13 protein-coding genes are annotated in these 16,728 nt (G+C 41.5%); 10 read left to right on the top strand and 3 right to left on the bottom strand.

Translation table 11 applies throughout. From position 1 onward, the window contains the following. Positions 1–1,203 (top strand): Pycsar system effector family protein, encoded by a 1,203-nt coding sequence (locus IL355_RS05055; RefSeq protein ID WP_192461070.1) that lies wholly within the window; start codon positions 1–3, stop codon positions 1,201–1,203. 71 nt (positions 1,204–1,274) lie between these two features. Here the strand turns inward: IL355_RS05055 and trxA are convergent, their stop codons facing one another. Next, positions 1,275–1,592 carry a thioredoxin gene (gene trxA, locus IL355_RS05050; protein ID WP_187457969.1) on the bottom strand — a complete coding sequence of 106 codons (318 nt, stop codon included), beginning with the start codon at positions 1,590–1,592 and terminating at the stop codon, positions 1,275–1,277. A gap of 127 nt (positions 1,593–1,719) precedes the next feature. Then, positions 1,720–6,156, bottom strand: a complete 4,437-nt coding sequence (gene dnaE / locus IL355_RS05045; protein ID WP_192461069.1) for a DNA polymerase III subunit alpha — start codon at positions 6,154–6,156, stop codon at positions 1,720–1,722. Positions 6,157–6,358: 202 nt separating this feature from the next. Here dnaE and IL355_RS05040 point away from each other — a divergent pair, with 202 nt between their 5' ends. The 4 genes from IL355_RS05040 (at position 6,359) to IL355_RS05025 (ending at position 11,228) form a co-directional block, all read left to right on the top strand. Next, positions 6,359–7,771: a sulfatase family protein gene (locus IL355_RS05040; RefSeq protein ID WP_192461068.1), complete on the top strand. Its 1,413-nt coding sequence runs from the start codon at positions 6,359–6,361 to the stop codon at positions 7,769–7,771. Between the two features lie 110 nt (positions 7,772–7,881). Next, on the top strand, positions 7,882–8,415 hold the full coding sequence (locus tag IL355_RS05035; RefSeq protein ID WP_192461067.1) for a 30S ribosomal protein S16: 534 nt from the start codon (positions 7,882–7,884) through the stop codon (positions 8,413–8,415). Between the two features lie 20 nt (positions 8,416–8,435). Continuing rightward, the gene (gene rimM, locus IL355_RS05030; RefSeq protein WP_192461066.1) at positions 8,436–8,966 is read left to right on the top strand and encodes a ribosome maturation factor RimM; all 531 of its coding nucleotides are present in this window, start codon (positions 8,436–8,438) and stop codon (positions 8,964–8,966) included. A 54-nt stretch (positions 8,967–9,020) separates the two neighbouring features. Further along, positions 9,021–11,228, top strand: a complete 2,208-nt coding sequence (locus tag IL355_RS05025; protein ID WP_192461065.1) for an FUSC family protein — start codon at positions 9,021–9,023, stop codon at positions 11,226–11,228. On the opposite strand, the gene IL355_RS05020 is transcribed toward IL355_RS05025, so the two are convergent. After that, positions 11,225–12,262 carry a sugar phosphate isomerase/epimerase family protein gene (locus IL355_RS05020; RefSeq protein ID WP_192461064.1) on the bottom strand — a complete coding sequence of 346 codons (1,038 nt, stop codon included), beginning with the start codon at positions 12,260–12,262 and terminating at the stop codon, positions 11,225–11,227. The two genes, IL355_RS05025 and IL355_RS05020, sit on opposite strands and share 4 nt — an antisense overlap. Before the next feature lie 146 nt (positions 12,263–12,408). On the opposite strand from IL355_RS05020, the gene IL355_RS05015 reads away from it, so the two are divergent. The 5 genes from IL355_RS05015 to IL355_RS04995 are packed head-to-tail and all read left to right on the top strand — an operon-like array spanning position 12,409 to position 16,267. Next, positions 12,409–13,851 carry a sulfatase family protein gene (locus tag IL355_RS05015; protein ID WP_192461063.1) on the top strand — a complete coding sequence of 481 codons (1,443 nt, stop codon included), beginning with the start codon at positions 12,409–12,411 and terminating at the stop codon, positions 13,849–13,851. Positions 13,852–13,855: 4 nt separating this feature from the next. After that, on the top strand, positions 13,856–14,581 hold the full coding sequence (locus IL355_RS05010; protein ID WP_192461062.1) for a tRNA1(Val) (adenine(37)-N6)-methyltransferase: 726 nt from the start codon (positions 13,856–13,858) through the stop codon (positions 14,579–14,581). Between the two features lie 56 nt (positions 14,582–14,637). Beyond that, positions 14,638–15,816 (top strand): acyl-CoA dehydrogenase family protein, encoded by a 1,179-nt coding sequence (locus IL355_RS05005; protein ID WP_192461061.1) that lies wholly within the window; start codon positions 14,638–14,640, stop codon positions 15,814–15,816. 15 nt (positions 15,817–15,831) lie between these two features. After that, complete coding sequence (locus IL355_RS05000; protein ID WP_192461060.1) at positions 15,832–16,011, top strand: hypothetical protein; 180 nt, start codon at positions 15,832–15,834, stop codon at positions 16,009–16,011. Further along, positions 15,986–16,267 (top strand): hypothetical protein, encoded by a 282-nt coding sequence (locus IL355_RS04995; RefSeq protein ID WP_192461059.1) that lies wholly within the window; start codon positions 15,986–15,988, stop codon positions 16,265–16,267. The genes IL355_RS05000 and IL355_RS04995 overlap by 26 nt, the downstream gene beginning before the upstream one ends. Positions 16,268–16,728: the final 461 nt, after the last annotated feature.

Raw genomic sequence — 16,728 nt, 5'->3', positions numbered from 1 at the left:
ATGTCAGATTTACTGTCTAAGACGGAAGATTTTGCGACTGATATTTTGGTCAATAAATTGGACAGCAACTTTTTATATCACAATCTTAGACACACCCAAAGGGTTGTCAAAAGTAGTAAAGAATTACTGCAATTCTATAATCTGAACGAAAAGGAAAGTGACGCTGTTGTTGTTGCGGCATGGCTACATGATACCGGTTACACCAAGGGTACCGAAAACCACGAACGCAGCAGTTGTGAAATTGCAAAAGTTTTTTTGAAGGAGCAGGAATGCTCGGAAGGATTTACTCAGGAAGTGTGCGACCTTATTATGGCTACGGTAAGAAATCATGAACCGCAAAACCTTTTAGAGGAAATTATGCGAGATGCGGATTCATCCCACCTAGGGCAGACCAGCTATGCGGACACTTCCGAAATGCTTCGTGAAGAATTGGCCCTATTGGGCATTGCCGATTATTCGCCCAAGGAATGGCGAAAAACTAACATTAAAATGTTTCAAACGGAACATAGGTTCTATACGGACTATGCAAAGGCTAATTGGCAAGAAGGCAAAGATGGTAATCTTAAAAAATTGGTCAAAAAGGTCAAAAAGGCCAATAAAACCAGAAAAAAAGAAGAACTAAAGGTTCAGTTAAAGGATAAAAGCCCAGAACGAGGCATACAGACCATGTATAGGGTCTCCATGCGTAACCACTTGAAATTAAGTGATATTGCGGACACCAAAGCGAATATTCTTCTGTCAGTGAATGCCATTATCATTTCACTTCTTTTAACCAATTTGATTCCCAAACTTGATAATCCAAGTAATGACTACCTAATTTATCCAACGGGTATATTCGTTCTTTTTAGTATTGCTTCCATGGTCATGTCCGTATTGGCCACCCGACCCAATGTAACAAGTGGCGAGTTTGATAAAAAGGATGTGGAAAACAAGGATGTCAATCTTTTGTTCTTTGGTAATTTCCACAAGATGAAACTACAGGATTATGAGTGGGCCATGCAAGAATTAATAAAAGATCAAACGTACGTATATAGTACTCTTACTAAAGATCTATATTTCTTGGGAGTGGTGCTTGATAAAAAATACAAGTTACTTAGATGGACCTATACCATTTTTATGGTAGGGATGATTTTATCTACCATAGCCTTCTTCGTGGCCTTAAAATTTTATGGCCCCGAAAGAATTATAGAACTTCCAACCTAAAACTTGAATTAAAACACAATAAAAAATCCCGCCAGAAGCGGGATTTTTTTATATCAAGAAAGTCAAACAGATTACAAAAGCGCATCAATTGCGTCTGTGTATACTTTTTTAGGAGATACACCTACTTGCCTGTTTACAATTTCACCATCTTTAAACACCAATACGGTAGGAATGTTTCTAACACCGTATTTAGCGGCAAACTCTTGGTTAGCATCTACATCTACTTTACCAACAACAGCTTTGCCGTCATATTCATCACTAACTTCTTCTATGATGGGACCAACCATTCTACAAGGACCGCACCAAGCCGCCCAAAAGTCTACAACTACTGGTTTATCACTTTTCAATACAACTTCATCAAAAGTTGCGTCTGTTATTTCTAATGCCATTTTGTTTGTTTTTATAGAATTATGCAAATTTAGTCAAATAAAGCACGTATTACTTACGCAATAAGAATTCATTTTAGCTATAACGCTATTAACATCATTTATTATACCCCTGAATATGTAGGTCTATTTAGTTGAGCTTATAATGAACTTGCTGTGCTTCCAACAAAGCCAGCAACTCACTGGATATCTGAACTTTTTGTTTTCTACTTGACAGGTTCACCTTTATTTCCTGTTCCATTTCATATACGACAAAATTTAAAGGATGACTACCGGAATGCGTAACCAAAGTATCCTTTAGTTGAACTATATCTTCCTCCTTTAAATCATCAATATTCAATTTAATGGTAAGTTTTCTTGCGTAGGCTTCCATCACATCTTGCAACAACATAAAACTGTTGAACTGCATTCTAGGATCCCCTTTTTTTCCCGTTTCCCTATTGGTCCAACCTTCACGCACAAAAACCTTTACATAAGCAAAGGAGTTAAGCATCAAGAAATGGCGGAATTTTAAATACTCTTCACCAAAAATCCTAAACTCAAAGGAATCCGAATAATCTTCCATGGTAAAAGCCGCCCATCCCTTGCCGTTTTTAGAGGTTCTGTGCTGCACATCCGTAATTACACCGGCAAATGAAAGCTCCCTATTTACATACTCTTCCAATTTACTGGCACAAGATACATCGGCATTACAAAAAGATTTTATTTCGGTTTTAAAATCATCTAAGGGGTGACCCGAAATGTAAATTCCAACCACCTCTTTTTCCCTCCTCAACTTCTCCATAGTACCCCAATCTTCACAAGGTGGCACAATAGGTTCTGGTATTTGCACTTCACTAGCATCACCAAAAAGGCTTACTTGCGAAGAGTTTTCATTTTCTTGAAATTTGGCTCCGTACTTGATTACTTTTTCCAAAAAGGTAATTCCATCACCTTCATCATGAAAGTATTGGGCCCTATGGGTATCTCCAAAGGAATCGAAACCTCCGGCAACAGCCAAGTTTTCAAATGCCTTTTTATTGGCGGCTCTTAAATCGATTCGCTTGGCCATGTCAAAAACCGATTTAAATGGCCCCTCCTTTTTTCTGTTCTCGACAATCGTTTCCACGGCACCACGACCTACTCCTTTGATGGCCCCCATACCAAAACGAACGGCACCTTCTTGGTTAACGGCAAACTTATAATAGGATTCATTTACATCAGGCCCCAGCACCTGCAAGCCCATTCGCTTACATTCTTCCATAAAGAAGGTCACCTGTTTAATGTCGTTCATATTATTACTCAAAACCGCTGCCATGTATTCTGCTGGATAATGAGCCTTGCAATACGCCGTTTGGTAAGCGATCCATGCGTAACAGGTAGAATGCGACTTGTTAAAGGCATAGGCAGCAAATGCTTCCCAGTCCTTCCAGATTTTCTCCAATTTGTCAACCGGATGACCTTTTGCAGAAGCCTGTTCAATAAACTTGGGCTTCATTTTATCAAGTACGTGCTTTTGCTTTTTACCCATGGCCTTACGAAGTACATCGGCCTCACCTTTGGTAAAATCGGCAAGCTTCTGCGAAAGAAGCATCACCTGCTCTTGATACACCGTAATTCCGTAGGTCTCGGCCAAGTATTCTTCACAAGCATCAAGGTCATATACAATTTCTTCGGTACCATGCTTACGGGCAACAAAACTTGGAATATACTCCATTGGACCTGGCCTGTACAATGCGTTCATAGCAATAAGATCCGCAAAAACCGTAGGTTTTAACGAGCGCATGTGCTTTTGCATTCCGGGAGATTCATATTGGAACACCCCAACCGTTTCCCCCCGTTGGAACAGCTCGTACGTTTTTTCATCATCCAATGGAAAATTCTCCGGGTCCAGCTCTATACCGTGCTTTGCTTTTACAATTTTGACGGTATCCTTGATCAGTGTCAAGGTTTTCAGTCCCAAGAAATCCATTTTCAATAATCCTGCGCTTTCCACCACCGAGTTATCGAATTGGGTGCAGTACATATCCGAATCCTTGGCCAAGGCCACAGGTACAAACTTGGTAATATCATCAGGGGTAATAATCACCCCACAGGCATGAATTCCTGTATTTCGCACAGAGCCTTCCAAAACATAGGCCTGGTTCAAGGTCTCGGATTCAAGCCCCTCACCTTCCGAAATGTTTAGAAGCTCATTAATTTTTTCAATTTCCTCGCTATTAAACTTGCTTCTTAAAACCTTCTCATCTACCCCAATTATCTTTTTCAATTTAGACATATTGGGGATGAGCTTTGCCATACGGTCGGCATCGCCCAAGGGCAAATCCAAAGCTCTCGCTGTATCACGAATAGAGGATTTAGCAGCCATGGTTCCATAAGTGATGATCTGTGCCACCTGGTTGGAACCATATTTATCAATTACATACTCCATTACCCTGCCACGGCCTTCGTCATCAAAGTCGATATCAATATCGGGCATACTCACACGGTCCGGATTCAAGAAACGCTCAAAAAGTAGGTCGTACTGAATAGGGTCCAAATTGGTAATCCATAAACAATAGGCTACCGCGGAACCTGCTGCAGAACCCCTTCCAGGACCAACGGATACGTCCATTTCCCTTGCCGCTCTGATAAAATCCTCTACAATCAAGAAATAACCAGGGTACCCTGTTTTCTCGATTACCTGAAGCTCAAAATCAAGTCGTTCATCAATTTCAGGAGTGATTTCCCCATACCTTTTTTTGGCGCCCTCATAAGTAATGTGACGTAAATAGGCATTTTCCCCTCTTTTTCCGCCATCTATTTTATCTTCTTCAAACTGGAACTCCTCAGGAATATCAAATGCAGGCAACAATACATCCCGGGCCAAAGTAAAAGTCTCTACCTTGTCTATAATTTCTTGAATGTTGATGATCGCCTCGGGAATATCCTTGAAGAGTTCCTTCATCTCCTCTGAAGACTTGAAATAATATTCTTGATTTGGCAATCCGTAGCGATACCCTCTACCCCGTCCTATAGGTGTAGATTGTTTTTCTCCATCTTTTACACACAACAGGATATCATGCGCATGCGCATTTTCCTTTTTGGCGTAATAGGTATTATTGGTGGCAACCAGTTTTACATCGTGCTTTTTGGCGAACTGAATCAATACTTGGTTAACCCTGTCCTCATCTTCTTGGCCGTGGCGCATAATTTCAATGTACAGGTCATCACCAAAGGTTTCCTTCCACCAAAGCAGTGCTTCTTCTGCCTGATTTTCTCCTACATTGAGAACTTTACTGGGTACTTCCCCGTACAGGTTTCCGGTTAGGACTATTACATCCTCTTTGTACTGCTCTATAATCTTTTTGTCGATTCTAGGCACATAATATTTTCCGTCTACAAAGGCAATGGAAGACATTTTTGATAGGTTCAAATAACCCTTTTTGCTTTTGGCCAACATCACTATTTGATATCCGTTGTCTTTTTGGGACTTATTGGTATGGTCTTCACAAACCTGAAATTCGCATCCGATAATTGGTGTAATCTCCAACTCAGGCTCTGGCAATTCGTTCAAAGGTTCTTGCCCTTCTTCCAATGTTCCATTTTTAGTTGCTTCATACCGTTGCAAGTTTGCCTCGTTTCTTGCCGCCACCCCTTTGTTATGATTCAAAACACCATTTACAAAATGAAAGGCCCCCATCATATTGGCATGATCAGTCATTGCAACCGCAGGCATTTTGGCTTTTGCCGTATTGGCAATCAAATCGGGAATACTGGTGGTGGACTGGAGAATAGAAAACTGGGTATGATTGTGCAGATGGGCAAAACTGGCATTCTCAAGGGTCTTTATGTTTTCCTTGATTTCCTGTTGGGTAATACCGCCCGTATCCTTTTCCCAAAGGGCATCGGCAATTTTTTTGGATGCCTTTTTAAGGTTGATGTGCTTCAGTCCAATCAGTTGAATCTCCTGCGGATTCGCCTCAGAAAAATTCTCAAAATATCCAGGAGCAACATCCAATTTTTCTAGAGGATATTGTCTTTTTCTAATGAGTTCAAAGAAACATCTGGCCGTAGCTTCCACATCTGCCGTGGCATTATGGGCTTCTGCAAAAGGTTGATTGAACAGAAATTCATGAAGCTCTGTTAGCGTAGGTAATTTGAATTTACCACCCCTACCACCGGGAATTTGGCATAAGGCCGCCGTATCTTCAGTACAAGTATCTAAAACCGGAAGTTCCTGCAATGGATTAGTAACATCCATGCGATGGTATTCCGCTCCCATAATATTCACATCAAACCCTACATTCTGGCCAACAATGAATTTGGTTCTGGCCATGGCAGCATTGAACTTTTCCAAAACCTCTTGTAAAGGCACCCCATCTCGCTCCGCCAATTCGGTAGAAATACCGTGAATCTGCTCTGCATCAAAAGGAATATTAAAACCATCAGGCCTTACCAAATAGTCTTGATGCTCAATACAATTACCCATCTCATCGTGCAACTGCCAAGCAATTTGAATACACCTCGGCCAGTTATCGGTATCTGTTATGGGGGCATCCCAACGTTTGGGAAGACCGGTAGTTTCAGTATCAAAGACTAAATACATATTTATAAAATTCTGATTTTCAACACAATTGAAGTCACCCGAACAGAAAAAAATTCATCAGGACAAGAGCCCATAAAATTAGACAAACAACATAGATTTTTAAAATGTAGTTTTTAGTAGTTATTAACGGATTTAAACGCATCGATCAATGGAATTAGACGGACATATTTTTAGTATCTTCCAAACCTCTAAAAATTAACTTATGCCAAACTCAATTACACCAAAACTACTTTTGACCATCATTTTACTTTTATGCCTACACATCAAAACCAATGCCCAAAACGCAGATGCCCCACCCAATTTTATCATCATTTTTGCAGATGACCTTGGTTATGGCGATTTGGGCATTTACGGACACCCCACCATTAAAACACCCCATTTGGACCAAATGGCGTTCGAGGGCCAAAAATGGACCAACTTTTATGTTGGCGCCAGTGTATGCACACCAAGCAGGGCCGCTCTATTGACAGGAAGGCTACCCATTAGAAGTGGCATGGCTAGCAGCAAGCACCGTGTACTTTTTCCAAATTCCGCTAACGGTCTTCCTGCCTCCGAAATTACGCTAGCCGAGCAAATGAAAAAAGCAGGCTACACTACCGCTTGCATCGGAAAATGGCATTTAGGACACAAGAAAGAATATTTGCCCACCAACCACGGGTTTGACTATTATTTTGGAATCCCTTATTCCAATGACATGGATAGGCTTCAAGGGGATGAATACAAAGACTATTGGTCTCGTAACAATGAAGAAATCAAAACCGAACATTTTAACGTACCTCTTTTCCGAAATACTGAAATTATCGAGCGACCTGCAGACCAGAATTCCATCACCACCAGATACTCCAATGAAGCGGTGAAGTACATAAAAGAACATAAAAACAAACCCTTCTTTATTTATTTGGCGCATAACTTGCCGCATGTACCCCTATTTGCCTCCAAAGAATTTTTAGGCAAGAGCGAAAGAGGTTTATATGGAGATGTTTTGGAAGAAATTGACAATGGCATTGGAAACATCCTAAAAACCTTAAAAGAGGAAGGGTTGGCAGAAAATACCATAGTTGTATTTACATCCGACAATGGACCGTGGCTACCCTTTAAATTAAATGGGGGAAGTGCCGGTCAATTACGCGCCGGAAAAGGTACCACCTGGGAAGGCGGTATGCGGGTTCCTGCTATATTCTGGGGTCCGGACCATATTACTCCAGGTTCCATTTCCGATATGGGCTCCACCATGGATCTGTTTACCACTTTCTCAAAAATGGCAGGTGTGGATTTGCCCGCTGACCGGCAATTGGATGGTTACGACCTAGCCTCCACGCTTTTCAGTAAAGAAAAAAGTCCTAGAGACCATATGATTTATTACCGGGGACAAGAAATTTATGCCATACGAAAAGGTAAATACAAGGCCCATTTTAGTACACAAGGCGCCTATGGACAGTTTGGTAAGCGCGAAAATCACCCAACACCAATTCTTTACAACCTCAATGTAGACCCATCGGAACAATATAATATAGCAGAACAACATCCGGAAATAGTTGCTGAAATAAAGCTTTTGAAAGAAAAGCATAGCTCAAAAGTGATCAAAGTAAAAGACCAATTAGCTGAACGCGAATAGATTTGGGCAAAATATATTGTAGGTTAAAGTAAATGAAGTATATTTGCAGCCCTTTTTAGGGAAAAGAAGAATTAATAACCTGGGTCGGGCACCCTACAAATTAATGTGATATGCCAGTAAAAATTAGACTTCAGAGACACGGTAAAAAAGGCAAACCTTTCTATTGGGTTGTTGCTGCCGATAGCCGCGCAAAAAGAGATGGTAAGTTCTTAGAGAAATTAGGTACTTACAACCCTAACACCAACCCTGCATCTATCGATTTAGATATTGACGGTTCTGTAAAATGGTTACAAAACGGTGCACAACCAACTGATACCGCAAGAGCCATTCTTTCTTACAAAGGCGTGATGCTTAAAAAGCATTTGTTGGTAGGTTTGCGTAAAGGTGCTTTGACCGAAGAGCAAGTAGAAGAAAAATTCAACGCTTGGTTAGAGGAAAAAGAAGGTAAGATTTCAGCTAAAGTAAGCGGTCTTGACGAAGAGAAAGCAAAAGCTAAAGCGGAAGCCCTCAAAGCTGAAAAAGAAATAAACGAAGCACGTGCAAAAGCTGCTGCTGAAGCAGAGGTTGTGGAGGAAGAAGCTCCTGCCGCCGAAGCTGAAGCAGAGGGAGAAGCTCCTGCTGCTGAGGAAAAAGCTGCTGAATAAGCATTTGACAAAGAAGCGATATGCGCAAGGAAGATTGTTTCTACCTAGGTAAAATCGTTTCAAAATATAGTTATAAGGGTGAAGTATTGGCAAAGCTCGATACTGATGAACCCGATGCATACGAAAACATGGAATCAGTTTTTGTCTTGATGAAAGGCAATAATCTGGTTCCATTTTTTATTGATAGATGTCGCTTGCACAAATCCGATTTGCTACGATTGGATTTTGAGGAGGTAAAGAATGAAGCTGCCGCAGACCGTATTATGGGTCACGAGCTTTATTTACCCCTCACCATGTTGCCCAAACTTGACGAAAATCAATTCTACTTTCATGAAATCATCGATTTTGACGTAACGGATGCCTCAAAGGGACCTATCGGAAAAGTCACCGGGGTAAATGACAGTACTTCCCAAGCTATTCTTTTGGTAGCCCAAGGAGATAAAGAAATCCTTATTCCTATTACCGATGCGATATTGACCAAAGTAGACAGAAAAAACAAAACGGTGCATATTGATGCGCCAGAAGGTTTAATAGACCTATATTTAGAATAAACCACCATTCCTTTATTTTTTTGCAACCATTGAAATCATAAACATTAAAATGGTTTGAAAAACGTTCAATTATCAAAATTTTGGTTCAAGCTGCGCAGCTATCTGAAGAGCAGCGATTTTACCAGAGCACTTATACTTGGCATTGCCATTGTCATTCCCGTTTTAACCGGAATTAATTATGATTACCTTGAAATAGGCCTATCTATAGCCCTTGGTGCCTTATGGACTTCCCCTAGCAATACCAATGGTAGCATTAGAAAAAATACGATTTCAATTTTAGTGGCCACGGCCTTGATTACCTGCATTAGTTTAATAGGTGGTTATTTAGATTTGACCCTTTGGTATCTGTTACCTGTTTTAGGTTTTATCAGCTTCTCGGTTTCCTTTTTGGCCATTTACGGGCCTAGGGCAGCATTAGTGGGCTTTTCTGGGTTGATGGCCTTGGTGTTGAGTTTCGCCTTTAATCCCCAACAACTGGAAGTGTACGAATATTCTTTACTGATAGGTTTAGGGGGAATATGGTACTTGTTTTTGGCGAGTAGTTGGCAATTACTTAGGCCTAAATCCCAGGTAGAAGAAGTGCTTCAAAACATTATTGAGGCCACCGCTGAATTCCTTGAGGTTAGAAGCCAACTGATAGATCCAAAGGAAAAACACCATCACCTCCGCTCTTTGTTGATACGAAAACAAGACCGCATCGTTGAGCTTCATCAGTCGTTACGTGAGATTTTACTGGACCAGAAGAACATCAACCAGTCCCATTACCATGGTGTTCGGTTGCTGGTATTTGCGCAATTGGTAGAAATTCTCGAAACCGCTTTGGCCAACCCCATCGGTTATGATAGAATGGTTCTTTTTTTTGAGAACAATCCAAAACACGGTAAATCTTTCAGTCAGTTGATACTACAGATGGCGAACGAGCTCCGGAAAATTGGGAACATACCAGTACTTACTTCCCGCAAAGAAACTACGGAAACCATACTTGAACAAACAAAAAACCTCATCAACGAAATGAAGGCCCATACCGTTAAGCGTTTTGATGAGGATTATTTAATGCTTAAAAACTTTTATGAATACCAGGAGGAACTTTTTAAAAGGCTGAACAACATCAAAGACTTGCTTACTAAAAAGAAGGTCAATAGGCAAGAGTTTTTAGACAATGAATTCGCCTTAAAATTTGCCCCTCAGCAGAATTATAGTATTTCGGTATTGAAAGACAACTTTAATTTTAAATCTCCTATTTTCAAGCACTCGCTACGATTAAGTATTACCATGATACTTGGTTTTCTTTTGGGGTCGGTACTTGAGTTTCAAAATCAATATTGGATTCTGCTCACCATTATGGTCATAATGAGACCTAGTTACGGACTTACCAAAAGCAGAACGAAGGAGCGCATTATAGGAACCCTCATTGGAGCCGTGATAGCCATGATCATCGTTTCTTTTTGGTCCAACTTTTACCTCTATGGTATATTAGGAGTGGTGACCTTGGTATTGGCGTTTTCCGTCATTCAAAAAAACTACATGGCAGGTGCCATTTTTGTGACTCTTAGTATCATTTTTATTTACGGAATTCTACAACCGGATATTTTTGAAGTGATCAGTTACCGAATTTATGACACCGTACTTGGTGGCGCCCTATCGTTTATTGCCATTAAGTGGATTTGGCCCAATTGGAGTTATTCCCAAATAGAGCAAAAAATATCGGATAGCTTGAATGCCAATCGAAATTATTTCAAACAAATCGTAGACTATTACACTAAAAAAGGCGCTATGCCGGCAGATTACCAGATTGCCCGCAAACAGGCATTCGACAAAAATTCCAACCTCAGCAATTCATTTCAGGAAATAGCCCAAGAACCCGTTTCAAAACAAGGTGATTTTACTAAAACCTACGAGATGGTAGTTCTAAATTTCCGGTTACTCTCTTCGCTATCCACTTTAAATGGATTTATAAGGTCACATTCCACCACGGAGGCCTCAGCTGATTTTCATGCCATAGCCCGCCATGTTGAGACCAATCTATCGCGGGCAATTGCCCTACTTGGGAACGAGAATATTGAAAATCCTACAAAAACCGATGATGCCTTTGATAAAAAAATAAGTCGCTTGAAACATCACACCCTTTCTGAATCTCAGTCAAATATTGCAGAGGAAGGCCTGTATCAAGAGGCTCACCTCATTCTAGAACAGATTCAGTGGCTACAAACCATTAGCCAGTCAATGTTGTTTTTGGTCGCGGATTGGAAAAATCGTTCCTAACCAAGGGCCTTTTCACAAAAAGCGAGACATTTCTGTACTTCTGTTACCGCATTGGAGCCTTCGGGAATTTCGTACTCCAACTCTATCGTGCCCGGAAATTTATATTTCTTGGTTTTCATCAGCTGCAAAGCTTCTTTTAAAGGTGTATCGCCATTGCCCCAAACTAAATTTCCCTTACTATTGGCCGGCACTTGACGATCTTTCATATGCATACTTTTTATATGGGCATGCTTATCCTTGATTATTTGTAATGGCTGATCGTTTCCGGCGGCAACGTAATGGCCAATATCCAAATTAAGGGCATTGTAATCTGATTGTTGCAAAGCGGTATCCCAAAACGTAGGTGTTTGCTGCTCATGGCCATGATAGGCCATGTAAATCTTATTTTGCTTGGCAAATTTTCCCAACCTTGCCGTATGTGCATCGTCACTTGGGTGCTCAACGGTGACATGATTCGCACCTAACATTTTGGCGGCTTTCATACCCCAATCTATCTCGGCATCCGTATGATTTTGCTTAAAAGCGTTCGGCTTAAATGCATAGATGGTAACACCGGCGTCATTGTACATTTTACGCAGCTTTATAAAATCTTCAAGCGACATATTTTTTCTCCATTCCGCAACTTGCTTGGCATATGATTTTGACTGAGCCTCTAAATCCGCTAGTTCTTTTTCTTGGTCTTCGGTCAATTGACCGTCTCGTTTGGAACGTCGCAGGCCATAGTAAGTACGGCGGTCCACCGGGTTCTCAGGTCTACCGGCAAAGGATTCGGCAGGATCCCCCATTAATTCGATGGCACTAACTCCCGAATCCACCACATATTTCAGGGTAGCCTCGGCACTTTGATCGGGCATACTTCTGAATGAATAGGTAATAACCCCTATTTGAACGCCATTAATTTTTGAATTGGGTTTCTTCCAGTTTTTGATAATCGCTGGTCCCGCAAAAAGCGAATGGGTCGGTAAAAGCAATCCTGCGGAAGCTAAGGCGGCGCTTCCTAAAAATTTTCTTCTATTTAAGTTTTTTGGTTTCATTTTAAGTTGATTTTTGAGTTCGATGAAGTTACTTAATTTTTCCTATCTCCAACCCCTTCCGCTTTAACTGAATTCCCATAAATCAAAACTAATTCCTAAGAGCTTTTGCTTATTTTTGGAATCCAAACCACCAAACACCGATCACCATGAAAAATTGGATAGCCCTTCTATCGTTCTGCTTTCTATTTATCGCTTGTAAAGATGCAAGTAAACAAGAAGCTAAAGCCCAGAAATCCAACCAACCCAATGTCGTTCTCATCTTTACCGATGATCAGGGCTATCAAGATGTAGGTATTTTTGGTGCCGACGATATTGCCACTCCCAATCTGGACCAAATGGCCAAAGACGGAGTGAAACTCACTAGTTTTTATTCCGCGCAAGCGGTGTGTTCCGCTTCTAGAGCAGGAATTTTAACAGGTTGCTACCCCAATAGAATCGGTATTCACAACGCCATGATGCCCAATAGCAACGTAGGATTACACCCAAGTGAAACCACCATAGCCGAAATGCTAAAAGATAAAGGCTATACCACTGCCATTTACGGCAAATGGCACTTGGGCGACCATCCCGATTTTCTCCCAACCAAAAACGGATTTGACGAATGGTTCGGCATACCCTACTCCAATGATATGTGGCCGCTTCACCCGCAACAGGGCCCCATTTTTGATTTTGGTCCCTTACCGCCATATCAAAATGAAACGGTAATTGATACCTTGACCGACCAGTCTCAGCTGACGACGCAAATAACCGAACACAGTGTCGATTTTATCAACAGAAACAAAGAAAAACCTTTCTTTCTTTATGTGCCACACCCACAACCACACGTTCCTTTATATGTATCTGACAAGTTTAAAGGGAAATCCAACAGAGGGCTTTATGGGGATGTTATTATGGAAATTGACTGGTCCGTTGGCCAGATCATGCAGGCCTTGGAAAAGAATGACCTTACCAACAATACCATCGTCATTTTCACATCGGACAACGGACCCTGGCTAGCCTACGGCAACCACGCCGGAAGTGCCAAACCATATCGAGAAGGAAAAGGAACTGCTTGGGAAGGTGGTCAGCGGGAACCCTTTCTCATTAAATACCCTAAGCAGCTAGAAGGTGGACAAACAGTTGACGTGCCCGTAATGGCCATCGATATTTTACCCACCATTGCTGAACTAACAGACAGCAAACTGCCCGAGAAAACCATTGACGGTAAAAACGTCTGGCCTATTTTTAGTGGTGTTTCTACAAAAAGTCCTCATGAAGCATACTTCTTTTACTACCGCGTTAATGAACTTTTTGGGGTACGTTATGGCAAGTGGAAACTCTATTTTCCGCATCGATACAGAACCATGATTGGCGGAACGCCCGGAGGAGATGGCTTACCTGGAAATTACACTATGGTGGATTTAAAGGAAATTGAACTCTATGATTTGGAAGCGGACGAAAGTGAGACCATGAATGTGGCGAATGAACACCCTGAAATTGTTGAAAAAATAAAAACCTTGGCCGATGAAATGCGGGGTCGTTTGGGGGACTCCCTTCGTGATATGGAGGGCTCCGAGACTCGTGAACCAGGTAGAGTGACCAAAAGCTAATTGAATGGCCGAAACCTTTAGATTTAAACAATTCTCCGTTGAACAAGATCGATGTGCCATGAAAATTGGCACGGATGGCGTTTTATTAGGAGCATGGACCCCACTAAAACATCAACCAGAAACTATTTTAGACATTGGTGCCGGCACAGGAATCATTTCGCTGATGTTGGCACAACGAACAGCGGATATGTCCATTTTCGCTGATATAGAAGCCATTGAGCTAGATGAAGACGCCTATGAACAGTGCGTAGAAAATTTTGAAAATTCCCCTTGGGGAGACCGTATCTTCTGCTACCATGCAGGTTTTGACGAGTTTGTTGATGAAATAGAGGAGCCTTATGACCTCATCGTTTCCAATCCGCCCTTCTACTCGGAAAACGTTACGAGTGGTGATGCTTCACGGGATATTGCCAGACAAAACAATTCTTTACCATTTGAAGAATTGTTAGTAGGGGTTGCCAAACTACTTTCTACCAAGGGACGTTTTTGCTGCATCATTCCTCATAAAGAAGAAATAACATTTCTTGAAATGGCGAAAGACCTAAATCTTTTTCCTAAAAAGATGACCCAGGTAAAGGGCCGGGAAGGTTCAGAATTCAAACGTACGTTGTTAGAATTAACAAATGCTGAAAGCGTCCCTAAAATAAGTGAATTGACCATTGAAATAGAACGCCATCATTACACAAAAGAATACATCGACCTTACGAAAGATTTTTATCTTAAAATGTAACAATGCCTGTATGAAATGTTATATTTCATTAGTACATTTGATAAAAAGCATCACCTATGAAGCCCGATTTATTCCAAGCTCCCGACTACTATAACCTAGACGATTTACTATCTGAAGAGCATAAATTAGTGCGCGATGCGGCTAGGCAGTGGGTAAAAAAAGAAGTCTCCCCGATTATTGAAGACTTTGCCCAGAAAGCGGAATTCCCAACACAGATTCTTTCGGGCCTAGCGGAAATTGGTGCTTTTGGACCTTACATTCCAGAAGAATATGGAGGTGCCGGTCTGGATCAAATAAGCTACGGGCTCATTATGCAAGAAATCGAACGTGGCGATAGTGGGGTTCGCTCCACTGCTTCGGTTCAGTCGTCATTGGTCATGTATCCCATCTTTGCCTATGGAACCGAGCAGCAGAAAAAGAAATACTTGCCCAAATTGGCTACGGGAGAGTTCATGGGGTGTTTCGGACTTACCGAGCCCAACCACGGTTCCAACCCGGGTGGCATGGAAACCAAGTTCAAGGATGCGGGAGACCACTATCTGCTCAACGGCGCGAAATTGTGGATTTCCAATGCCCCATTTGCCGATATTGCAGTGGTCTGGGCCAAAAATGAAGAAGGAAGAATTCACGGACTTATCGTTGAACGAGGCATGGAGGGTTTCTCTACTCCCGAAACCCACAACAAGTGGTCTTTAAGGGCATCGGCAACAGGAGAGCTTATTTTTGATAACGTAAAAGTTCCTAAAGAAAATCTATTGCCCAACAAATCAGGACTCGGCGCTCCCTTAGGTTGCTTAGACTCTGCTCGTTATGGCATTTCTTGGGGCGCCATCGGCGCAGCCATGGATTGCTATGACACCGCTTTGAGATACGCCAAGGAAAGGGTGCAGTTTGGCAAACCCATTGGAGCTTTTCAATTGCAGCAAAAGAAATTGGCCGAAATGATCACTGAAATCACCAAAGCACAACTATTATCGTTCCGTCTGGGGCAATTAAAAAATGAAGGAAAAGCGACCTCTGCTCAAATATCGATGGCCAAAAGGAACAATGTGGAAATGGCCCTGAAAATTGCCCGTGAGGCGAGACAGATATTGGGCGGTATGGGCATCACCGGCGAATACAGTATTATGCGCCATATGATGAATTTAGAAAGTGTTGTAACTTACGAGGGCACGCACGATATTCATTTATTGATTACCGGTGCCGATATTACAGGTTTCCCCGCATTTTCTTGATAAGTAGACTTGAGGATGGGCAGTGTGAATCCCAGTCAAGTGGGGAACGGAAGTTGGGATTACATCGCTGCCATCAATTACGGTTTTACCTACCTCAATTGGGGCATAAGCACCATTGCCAATTACACCTTTAAAACCGAAACCCAAAGAGTATCAGTTCGGAAACCAATTGAATTATGGCATCAACGCCTTTAAAACCTATTATCTATCAGACCTGGCATTGACCCCTATCATTGGAGTAGCAGGAGAACATTATGAGGCGAATAAGGAGTATGGGCAAACAGTGGCCAACACCAAAGGCCAGGTTTTTTTGGGCAGGGTGAGTGTCGAAGCCAGTTACAACCGTTTTGCTTTGGGTCTGGCAGGAATGCTTCCTATAAGTCAAAACTTAAACAATGAAAAGGTAGAACTGAAAAATCGGCTTTCGGTGTATCTGAATATCAATTTATAAATGTATAATTCTTAAATACGATTGTACACCACAAGAATTGCCATGTTCACATCAATTTATTGCCCCGACCCCGAAGGCATCGTATGTTTGACGTGTAGTTAATCAGAAGTAATTTTTTCATTTTCATATAGTGTTCTCGTAAAAGAGCTTTGTTTCAGAACAAGGCTCTTTTTTGTTTTGGGCCACTCTAGAATTTATTGATAAGATAGTAAGACCGCCAATGATAGGTATACTCCTCTTATAAAAAAACTATGTAACACTAAGAAGCTTACTCACAACAAATTTACAGGCGCACACATCATTTTGTTGCCAAACATCCCTATCAAACGTAAGTTTGACCTGTAGTTAATCAGAAGTAATTTTTTCATTTTCATATAGTGTTCTCGTAAAAGAGCTTTGTTTCAGGACAAGGCTCTTTTTTGTTTTGTGCCATTCTGGGATTTCTGTATCCCACTTCAACA

The sequence above is a fragment of the Euzebyella saccharophila genome (assembly GCF_014855495.1).
GTDB lineage: Bacteria > Bacteroidota > Bacteroidia > Flavobacteriales > Flavobacteriaceae > Euzebyella > Euzebyella saccharophila.
Note: the sequence above shows the minus strand (reverse complement) of the source record. Positions and strands in the feature narration are given on the sequence as shown.

Coding starts and splice junctions, on each gene's coding strand:
- IL355_RS05055 (WP_192461070.1), top strand. CDS start 1: ATGTCAGATTTACTGTCTAAGACGGAAGATTTTGCGACTGATATTTTG.
- IL355_RS05035 (WP_192461067.1), top strand. CDS start 7,882: ATGCCAGTAAAAATTAGACTTCAGAGACACGGTAAAAAAGGCAAACCT.
- IL355_RS05010 (WP_192461062.1), top strand. CDS start 13,856: ATGGCCGAAACCTTTAGATTTAAACAATTCTCCGTTGAACAAGATCGA.
- IL355_RS05020 (WP_192461064.1), bottom strand. CDS start 12,262: ATGAAACCAAAAAACTTAAATAGAAGAAAATTTTTAGGAAGCGCCGCC.
- IL355_RS05015 (WP_192461063.1), top strand. CDS start 12,409: ATGAAAAATTGGATAGCCCTTCTATCGTTCTGCTTTCTATTTATCGCT.
- trxA (WP_187457969.1), bottom strand. CDS start 1,592: ATGGCATTAGAAATAACAGACGCAACTTTTGATGAAGTTGTATTGAAA.
- IL355_RS05005 (WP_192461061.1), top strand. CDS start 14,638: ATGAAGCCCGATTTATTCCAAGCTCCCGACTACTATAACCTAGACGAT.
- rimM (WP_192461066.1), top strand. CDS start 8,436: ATGCGCAAGGAAGATTGTTTCTACCTAGGTAAAATCGTTTCAAAATAT.
- IL355_RS05040 (WP_192461068.1), top strand. CDS start 6,359: ATGCCAAACTCAATTACACCAAAACTACTTTTGACCATCATTTTACTT.
- dnaE (WP_192461069.1), bottom strand. CDS start 6,156: ATGTATTTAGTCTTTGATACTGAAACTACCGGTCTTCCCAAACGTTGG.
- IL355_RS05000 (WP_192461060.1), top strand. CDS start 15,832: ATGGGCAGTGTGAATCCCAGTCAAGTGGGGAACGGAAGTTGGGATTAC.